The 7,845-nt window shown below is 73.2% G+C and carries 9 protein-coding genes; 8 read left to right on the plus strand and 1 reads right to left on the minus strand.

The features are described 5' to 3' along the window. The first annotated feature begins 15 nt into the window (after positions 1–15). From ACFT5B_RS13350 to mutM, 5 genes are all read left to right on the plus strand, one after another. A complete protein-coding gene (locus ACFT5B_RS13350) occupies positions 16–585 on the plus strand; it encodes a hypothetical protein (RefSeq protein WP_386799006.1) in 570 nt (189 codons plus the stop codon). 221 nt (positions 586–806) lie between these two features. Next, on the plus strand, positions 807–1,394 hold the full coding sequence (locus ACFT5B_RS13355; RefSeq protein WP_386799008.1) for a YceD family protein: 588 nt from the start codon (positions 807–809) through the stop codon (positions 1,392–1,394). 2 nt (positions 1,395–1,396) lie between these two features. Further along, the gene (rpmF, locus tag ACFT5B_RS13360) at positions 1,397–1,588 is read left to right on the plus strand and encodes a 50S ribosomal protein L32 (RefSeq protein WP_036949434.1); all 192 of its coding nucleotides are present in this window, start codon (positions 1,397–1,399) and stop codon (positions 1,586–1,588) included. A gap of 7 nt (positions 1,589–1,595) precedes the next feature. Then, positions 1,596–2,366 carry a ribonuclease III gene (gene rnc, locus ACFT5B_RS13365; protein ID WP_386799011.1) on the plus strand — a complete coding sequence of 257 codons (771 nt, stop codon included), beginning with the start codon at positions 1,596–1,598 and terminating at the stop codon, positions 2,364–2,366. 3 nt (positions 2,367–2,369) lie between these two features. Next, a complete protein-coding gene (gene mutM, locus ACFT5B_RS13370; RefSeq protein ID WP_386799013.1) occupies positions 2,370–3,308 on the plus strand; it encodes a bifunctional DNA-formamidopyrimidine glycosylase/DNA-(apurinic or apyrimidinic site) lyase in 939 nt (312 codons plus the stop codon). Positions 3,309–3,311: 3 nt separating this feature from the next. On the opposite strand, the gene ACFT5B_RS13375 is transcribed toward mutM, so the two are convergent. Continuing rightward, positions 3,312–4,253, minus strand: coding sequence for an NAD(P)-dependent oxidoreductase (locus ACFT5B_RS13375; protein ID WP_386799015.1), 942 nt, complete (start codon positions 4,251–4,253; stop codon positions 3,312–3,314). A gap of 120 nt (positions 4,254–4,373) precedes the next feature. Between ACFT5B_RS13375 and ACFT5B_RS13380 the strand changes: the two genes are divergently transcribed. The 3 genes from ACFT5B_RS13380 to ACFT5B_RS13390 are packed head-to-tail and all read left to right on the plus strand — an operon-like array spanning position 4,374 to position 7,780. Next, positions 4,374–5,885, plus strand: coding sequence for an APC family permease (locus ACFT5B_RS13380; RefSeq protein WP_386799017.1), 1,512 nt, complete (start codon positions 4,374–4,376; stop codon positions 5,883–5,885). Next, positions 5,882–6,370 carry a hypothetical protein gene (locus ACFT5B_RS13385; RefSeq protein ID WP_386799019.1) on the plus strand — a complete coding sequence of 163 codons (489 nt, stop codon included), beginning with the start codon at positions 5,882–5,884 and terminating at the stop codon, positions 6,368–6,370. The genes ACFT5B_RS13380 and ACFT5B_RS13385 overlap by 4 nt, the downstream gene beginning before the upstream one ends. Positions 6,371–6,376: 6 nt before the next feature. Then, positions 6,377–7,780, plus strand: coding sequence for a dipeptidase (locus ACFT5B_RS13390; protein WP_386799021.1), 1,404 nt, complete (start codon positions 6,377–6,379; stop codon positions 7,778–7,780). Positions 7,781–7,845: the final 65 nt, after the last annotated feature.

Below are 7,845 nucleotides of genomic sequence, written 5' to 3' on the forward strand. Positions count from 1 at the left end.
CAAGGAGGAGGAGCCGTGAGCAGCACCGGAGCGAGCGGAGGACGCGCGGCGGACGCGCGGGACCAGCGGGTCGCCGTGGCGCCGCCCGCGCAGGGGGCGGACCCCGTGGCGACCCTGACGGCGATCGTGGCGGACCTCACGGAGCTGGTGGCGGGGGCTCGCACGGGCCCCCTGGGGGGAGGCACCCTCAAGGTGCCGCGCGACCAGCTCGTCGCGCTCGTCGACGAGCTGCGCGAAGCGGTGCCGCACCAGCTCGACGAGGCCGACCGCGTCCTCGAGGACGCCGACCGCGTGCTCGGAGAGGCGCAGGCCCAGGCGGAGGACGTGCTGTCGACGGCGCGCGCCCGTGCGATCGAGCTCGTGCAGCGCGAGCAGGTCGTGGCGCAGGCGCAGGCCCGCGCGGCCGAGGTCGTGGCTGCGGCGGAGGCCGACGCCGTCCGGATCCGGCAGGACGCCGACGACTACTGCGACCGCCGGCTCGCGATGCTCGAGGACGTGCTGGAGCAGGCGGGCGTGCAGGTCCGCGCCGGCCGTGAGCGCCTCGTCGAGCGTGCGCTCGAGCGGTCGGCCGAGCGCGCGGACTGATGCCGCACGGCCAGCGGGGCAACGCGGTCCGACGTCTTCGTCGGCTTGGGCGCGTGCCACCCCATGCCGTATAGTTGACGGTTGGTCCTGCTGGTCATGTGGTCCCCGGTCGTCGGGGGCCTCCGCGGACCGAGATCATCTTCTCGCCGTGTGCTGTCGCGCGGGCCCGTGCCTTCGGTCCGGACTCGCGTCGATGGTTCACGTTCGAGGCCGGAGAAACCATGGAGCGTCACATCACCCTCGACCCGCGGTCGCCGTTCGTGCTCGACACCCACGAGCTCAGCCGACGCCCCGGGTCCCAGCGTGAGATCGACCGCACCGTGGCCGCACCCGAGGGTCTCGGCACCGTCGTGACCGGCATCCCCGCCGGCGACGACCTCGAGCTGCACCTGCGCCTCGAGGCCGTGATGGAGGGGGTCCTGGTCACCGGCGAGATCCGGGGCCGGGCGGTCGGGGAGTGCGTGCGCTGCCTGGACGAGACGGTCGACGACGTCGACGCCACGTTCCAGGAGCTGTACGTCTACCCGGAGCGCGCCCGCGCCGCGGAGGAGTCCGGCGACGACGAGGAGGACGTGCACGAGCTCGAGGGCGACCTGGTCGACATCGAGCCCGCGCTTCGGGATGCGGTGGTCACTGCACTACCATTCCAACCGTTGTGCCAGCCGGACTGCCCTGGCCTGTGCTCCGAGTGCGGAGCGCGCCTGGCGGACGACCCTGGCCACCACCATGACGTGGTCGACCCCCGGTGGTCGGCACTGAAGAGCATGCTCGGCACGGACGTCGTGCCGGACGAGACGAAAGAGAGCTAGCCGTGGCTGTTCCGAAGCGCAAGATGTCGCGCAGCAACACCCGTGCGCGCCGTTCGCAGTGGAAGACGACCGCCGCGAACCTCACGACGTGCCCGCAGTGCAAGGGCCAGAAGCTGTCGCACACGGCCTGCCCGACGTGCGGCACCTACAAGGGTCGCCAGTACACGGCGGCGCTGCGCACCGAGCACGCCTGAGCCACCCGTGTCCGCTCAGCGCGAGCGTCCTGACCAGCAGGCCGGCGCCGGCGGAGCCGATGTACTCCTCGAGAAGCTCGGGGTCCGTGTGGACCCCGAGCTTCTCGTGCTGGCGCTGACGCACCGTTCGTTCGCGCACGAGGCCGGGGGGATCCCCACCAACGAGCGCCTCGAGTTCCTCGGCGACTCCGTCCTGGGCTTCGTCGTCACGGACGCCCTGTACCGCGACCACGCCGACCTCCCCGAGGGCGAGCTCGCGAAGATGCGCGCGGCGACCGTGTCGCAGCGCTCGCTCGCCGCGATCGCGCGCGAGCTCGAGCTGGGCCGGTTCATCCTGCTCGGCAAGGGCGAGCTGCGCACCGGCGGCTACGACAAGGACTCGATCCTGTCGGACACCGTCGAGGCGATCATCGGCGCGGTCTTCCTGAGCGGCGGCATCGACGCGGCCCGCACGTTCGTGCACCGGCTCGTCGACGCCACTCTCGAGGTCGCGGCCGACCTGGGCGCGGGCCTCGACTGGAAGACCTCCCTGCAGGAGCTCGCGGGCGAGCTCGGCCTGGGCGCGCCCGAGTACCGCTGGGAGGCCGAGGGCCCCGCGCACGCGCGGGTCTTCACGTCGCACCTGGCCCTCGACGGCGAGGTCCTGGGGACCGGGACCGGGACCGCCAAGAAGCACGCCGAGCAGGAGGCTGCCGAGCGCGCGTACGCCGTGCTGAAGGCCCGGGTCGACGCCGCAGCGGCCGGCGGAGCGGACCCCGCGCACGCGGACCAGGGCTGAGCGTTGCCCGAGCTTCCCGAGGTCGAGACCGTCCGTGACGGGCTCGCCCGGCACGTGCTGGGCGCGCGGGTCGGCTCCGTCGAGGTGCTCCGCGACTACTCCGTGCGCCACCAGGACGGTGGGCCCGAGGCGTTCGTCGCGGCCCTCACGGGCGCCCGGCTGGACGCGGCTGCCCGCCGCGGCAAGTTCCTCTGGCTCGAGCTCGCGAACGCCGCCACGGGCGAGGACGACGTCGTCCCCACCCGCGCGCTCGTCGCGCACCTCGGCATGAGCGGCCAGCTCCTGGTCCGGTCCGGAGACCTTGCCGACCACCATCGGCACCTGCGCGTCCGGCTCGCGCTCGAGCAGCCCGACGGCACCGAGGCGGCGCTCGACTTCGTCGACATGCGGACGTTCGGCCACCTCGTCGTCGCACCCCTCGTAGCGACCCCGGACGTCGCCCCCGGCGGGCTCGGCACCGACCGGCCGCTCGTGCCGGAACCCGCCGCGCACATCGCCCGCGACCTGCTCGACCCCGCGCTCGACGAGGCGGCGCTCGGGGGGGCGCTGCGGCGTCGTCGGACGGGGGTGAAGCGGGCGCTGCTCGACCAGACCCTCGTCTCGGGCGTCGGGAACATCTACGCCGACGAGGCGCTGTGGCGCGCGCGGCTGCACTACGCCCGCCCCACGGACACGCTGCGCCGCACCGAGGCGACCCGGCTCCTGGAGTCCGCAGAGCAGGTGATGCGCGAGTCGCTCGCCCAGGGCGGGACGAGCTTCGACGCGCTGTACGTCAACGTCAACGGCGCGTCGGGGTACTACTCGCGCTCGCTCGCCGTCTACGGGCAGGAGGGGCGGCCGTGCCCGCGCTGCGGGACGCCCGTGCGACGCGACTCGTTCATGAACCGGTCGTCGTTCACCTGCCCGCGCTGCCAGCCGCGGCCTCGCAACGGCCGCTGGTAGGGCTCAGCGAGCCACGAGGTTGCGCAGGGGCGCACCCGTGCGGAGCGCGTCGAGGTTGGCCTCGATCAGCTCCTCCGCGTGCTGCGGACGCCCGCCCGCCGCGTGCGGCGTGAGGATCAGGTTCGGCGCGTCCCACCACGGCGAGTCCTCGGGCAGCGGCTCCGTCGCGAAGACGTCGAGCGCGGCGCCGGCGATCGTCCCGTCGCGAAGCGCGGCCTGCAGCGCGGCCTCGTCGACCGTCGCCCCGCGCCCGACGTTGACGAACCACGCGTGGTCGGGGAGCCGCCCGATCAGGTCGGCGCTGAGCGCGGCCTGCGTGCTCGGGAGGGCAGGGAGCAGGGAGACGAGGACGTCCGCGGTCGGGAGGAGCGCCGGGAGCTCGGCGTCGGTGACCACGGGGAAGCCCGCGCGCTCGCCGGCGGTGGAGGCGACGCCCGTGACCCGGGCGCCCAACGCCGCGAGCAATGGCGCGAGCCGGTGCGCGATCGAGCCGAAGCCCCAGACCACCACGTGCGCGCCGTCGAGGGTCCGGAACACCGTGTCGGTCCGGTCGGACTGGACGCCTCCCAGCTCGCCGGCCCACCGCCCCTCGCGCTGGGCGTCGCGCGCCAGGTCGAGGCGACGGGCCGCCGCGAGGACGAGGGCGAGCGTGTGCTCCGTGACGGGTCCGTCGTGCAGGCCGCGCCCCGACGCGAGGGCGACGCCCGGGCCGAAGCCCGCCGCCACGAGCGTGTCGGGCCCGGCCATGAGGCCCTGGACGAGCCGCAGGCGCGTGAGGCGCTGCGCGGCGTCCGCGAGGTTGCGGCGGCCGTTGCCCCACGCCACGAGGACGTCCGCGTCCTCGGAGCCGTCCGGGAACGCGGCACGTACGGCGTAGGGCACGACGACGTCGTCCGCGCTCGTGCGCAGGTCGAGAGGGATGGTGTCCGGCACGAGGATCTTCACCCTCACGACCCTAGCCGGGCACCGGGTTCGGCGCGCCGACCTGCGACGACGGCGCTAGCGTCGGGCTGGGACGGGCGCGTGGCGCCAGTCCGGAACCGGGGGTTCTCGCAGGAGGTTCTGATGTCCGACGCCGTCGCCGGGGGAGCGGAACCAGCCGCTGCACCCGCCTCGAGAAGCCGGGCCGCGGTCGTGCCGCGCTCGGCACGCAGCTACATCACGTGGGTCACGCTCGCTTTCATGATCACGTCGTCGGTCGCGAGCCTGCGGGCCGCGCCGACGATGGCCGTCTACGGGCTCGCCGCCGTCTTCCTGTACGTCGTGCCGGCGATCCTGTTCCTCCTGCCGACGTCGCTCGTCTCGGCCGAGCTCGCGTCCGGATGGTCCGGGGGCGTCTACCGGTGGGTGGCGGAGGGTCTGTCGAAGCCGCTCGGCTTCCTCGCCGTCTGGTGCCAGTTCGCGATGACGATCTTCTACTACCCGAGCCTGCTCGGGTACGTGGCCAGCACGTTCGCCTACGTGATCGACCCGTCGCTCGCGAACAACGGGCTGTACGTCGCGATCGTGATCATCGTCGTCTACTGGGCGGGCGTGTACATCTCCTCGCAAGGCACCAAGACCGTCGCCGGCCTGTCCAGCGCCGGGCTGATCATCGGGACGCTGATCCCCGCCGCGATCCTCGTCGTCCTCGGCATCGTGTTCCTCGGGCAGGGCCACGAGTCCGCCGCGCCCATGGACTCGAGCCACCTGCTCCCGCAGTGGACCGGCATCGCGTCCCTCGTGCTCATCGTCAACAACTTCCTGTCCTACGCCGGCATGGAGATGAATGCCGTGCACGTCACCAGCCTGCGCAAGCCGGGGCGCGAGTTCCCCCGCGCGATGTTCCTCGCGATCGGACTCGTGCTCGTCATCTTCATCCTCCCGGCACTCGCGATCTCGTGGGTCATCCCCGCCGACCAGCTGAGCCTCACGGCAGGCGTCATGCAGGCGTTCGACGCCTTCTTCGCGAACTTCCACGTCAGCTGGCTCACCCCGATCATCGGCCTCATGCTGATCGCGGCGTCCGTCGGCGGCATGCTCACGTGGCTCGCGGGGCCGTCCAAGGGGCTGCTCGAGGTCGGGCGCGAGCAGGGCTACCTGCCGCCCTACCTGCAGCGGCTCAACAAGCACGGAGTGCAGCAGAACATCCTCGTGTCGCAGGGCGTCTTCACGACGATCATCGCGCTGCTCTACGCGTTCATCCCCGACGTCTCGAGCGCGTACTGGATCCTCTCGGTGATCACGACGCAGGTGTACCTCATCATGTACCTCCTGCTGTTCGTCGCCGCGGTGCGGCTCAGGCGCATCAAGCCCGACCATCCGCGCGGCTTCCGGGCGCCGTGGCTGGTGCTCCTGTGCGGGGTCGGGTTCGTGGCGTCCGTCGCCGCGCTGTTCATCGGGTTCGTCCCGCCCGCCCAGTTCTCCTCCGGGAGCGTCGGGCTGTACGTCCTGATCGTGGGCGGCGGGCTCGTGCTCGTCGGGCTGGTCGTGCCGTGGCTGTTCTACGTGCTGCGCAAGCCGTCGTGGCGCCGCCCCGACGACGACGTCGCCGGCGGTGCGCCCGACGCCGTCGCCGACGAGGGAGCCGCGTCATGAGCACCCACCACGAGCCGGGTCCCGCCCACGAGCCCCTCCACGTGCACCGCGGCTGGGTCTTCTACACGACCGTCGGCCTGCTCGTCGCGGGCGTGCTCGTCGTCATGCTCGTCGCGTTCGACAACCACCGTGACAACCAGGACGCCCGCAAGGCCGACCAGCTCGCCCAGACTCTCCAGTCCCAGCTGAAGGACGCGGGCATGACGGTGCCGGACCAGGACACGATCACGCGCGTCCTCGGCTCCGACGGGGGTGCGGTCTGCGCCGACCCGGGCGGTCACCTGCAGTCGCTGCGCGACCTCAACGGGGTCAACGGGGCGGCCGGCCCGGGGCTTCGTCCCGCGCCGGTCGTGCAGCGGCTCGTGGACGCGGAACGCCTGATCGTGCAGGTGTACTGTCCCGACAAGCTCGGCAGCTTCGACGACTACGTGAGCTCGCTCAACCTCGGCGACTCGACGACTACCACCACCGACGACCAGGAGTGATCCGCCATGTCCGCGCCCGTCCCCGCCCCCACGCTCGACGACCTGCGGGGAGCCGTCTCCGGCCTCATGCCGCGCGCGCTCGACGACCTCGCGGAGCTCGTGGCGATCCCGTCCGTGGCCGACGAGCGCGTCCAGCCCCGCAGCGAGTGCGTGCGCGCGGCGCAGTGGGTCGCTGACGCCTTCCGTGCCGAGGGCGTCGAGGACGCGCGGCTCGAGCGCACCCCTGACGAGTCGGACGTCGTGATCGGCCACGTGCCCGCGCCCGTCGTGAACGGCAGGGCGGCGCCGACCGTCCTCCTCTACGCGCACTACGACGTCCAGCCCCCGCTCGACGACGACGCCTGGGTGAGCCCGCCGTTCGAGCTCACCGAGCGTGACGGCCGCCTCTACGGCCGCGGCGCGGCGGACTGCAAGGGCAACATCGTCGCCCACCTGACCGCGCTGCGGGCGCTGCGCTCCCTGGGCGGAGGGACGTTCCCCGTCGGTATCCGGATCGTCATCGAGGGCTCGGAGGAGCAGGGCACGGGCGGCCTCGACGACTGGGTCCGCGCGCACCCGGGCGAGCTCACCGCCGACGCGATGCTGATCTGCGACACCGGCAACGCGGCGCTCGGGGTCCCGACGCTCACGGTCGCGCTGCGCGGCGCGTCGAACGTCGTGGTGACGGTCGAGTCGATGCGGAGCGAGGTCCACTCGGGCATGTTCGGGGGCGCGGCTCCCGACGCGCTCGCCGCCCTCGTCGCGATGCTCGCGACCCTGCGGGACGAGAAGGGCGACACGACGATCCGCGGTCTCGACGCCACGCAGACCTGGGACGGCGTCCGGTACGAGCCCGACGCGTTCCGCCGCGACGCGGGCGTGCTCGACGGCGTCGGGCTGCTGGGCAGCGGGAGCGTCGCCGACCAGCTGTGGGCGCGCCCGGCTGTGACGATCCTCGGCATCGACGCGCCCAAGGTCGTCGGGTCGTCGGCCGCGATCCAGCCCAAGGCCGCGGCCCGCCTCAACCTCCGCGTCCCGCCCGGTCAGGACACCGCTGCCGCCGTGACCGCGCTGGAGGACCACCTGCGCGCCGTCGCACCGTGGGGTGTGCACGTCACGCTCGAGCACGACGCCCCCGGGCAGCCGTTCCAGGCCCGCACCGAAGGAGTCGTGTTCGACACGCTGAGCCGGGCGCTCGCGGACGCGTTCGACGCCGAGAGCACGACGACCGCCGGCCAGGGCGGCTCGATCCCGCTCTGCAACGTCCTCCAGGCCTCCTACCCCGATGCCGAGATCGTGCTGCTCGGGGTCGAGGAGCCCGCGTGCCTCATCCACGCGCCCAACGAGAGCGTCGACCCGCACGAGCTCGAGCGGATCGCCGTCGGCGAGGCGCTGTTCCTCGCGCGCCTCGGCAGCGCGGGCGCCGCCTGACGGTCTGGCCGCCGAGCGGTCCACCCACGACGACGGGCGGCCGGCTCCCCGCGGGGAACCGGCCG

Source organism: Luteimicrobium sp. NPDC057192, assembly GCF_042670205.1.
In the GTDB taxonomy this organism is placed as follows: Bacteria; Actinomycetota; Actinomycetes; order Actinomycetales; family Cellulomonadaceae; genus Luteimicrobium.

Excerpts from the sequence above, each read along its gene's own strand:
- ACFT5B_RS13355 (WP_386799008.1), top strand. The coding sequence starts at position 807 with ATGGAGCGTCACATCACCCTCGACCCGCGGTCGCCGTTCGTGCTCGAC.
- ACFT5B_RS13380 (WP_386799017.1), top strand. The coding sequence starts at position 4,374 with ATGTCCGACGCCGTCGCCGGGGGAGCGGAACCAGCCGCTGCACCCGCC.
- ACFT5B_RS13385 (WP_386799019.1), top strand. The coding sequence starts at position 5,882 with ATGAGCACCCACCACGAGCCGGGTCCCGCCCACGAGCCCCTCCACGTG.
- ACFT5B_RS13390 (WP_386799021.1), top strand. The coding sequence starts at position 6,377 with ATGTCCGCGCCCGTCCCCGCCCCCACGCTCGACGACCTGCGGGGAGCC.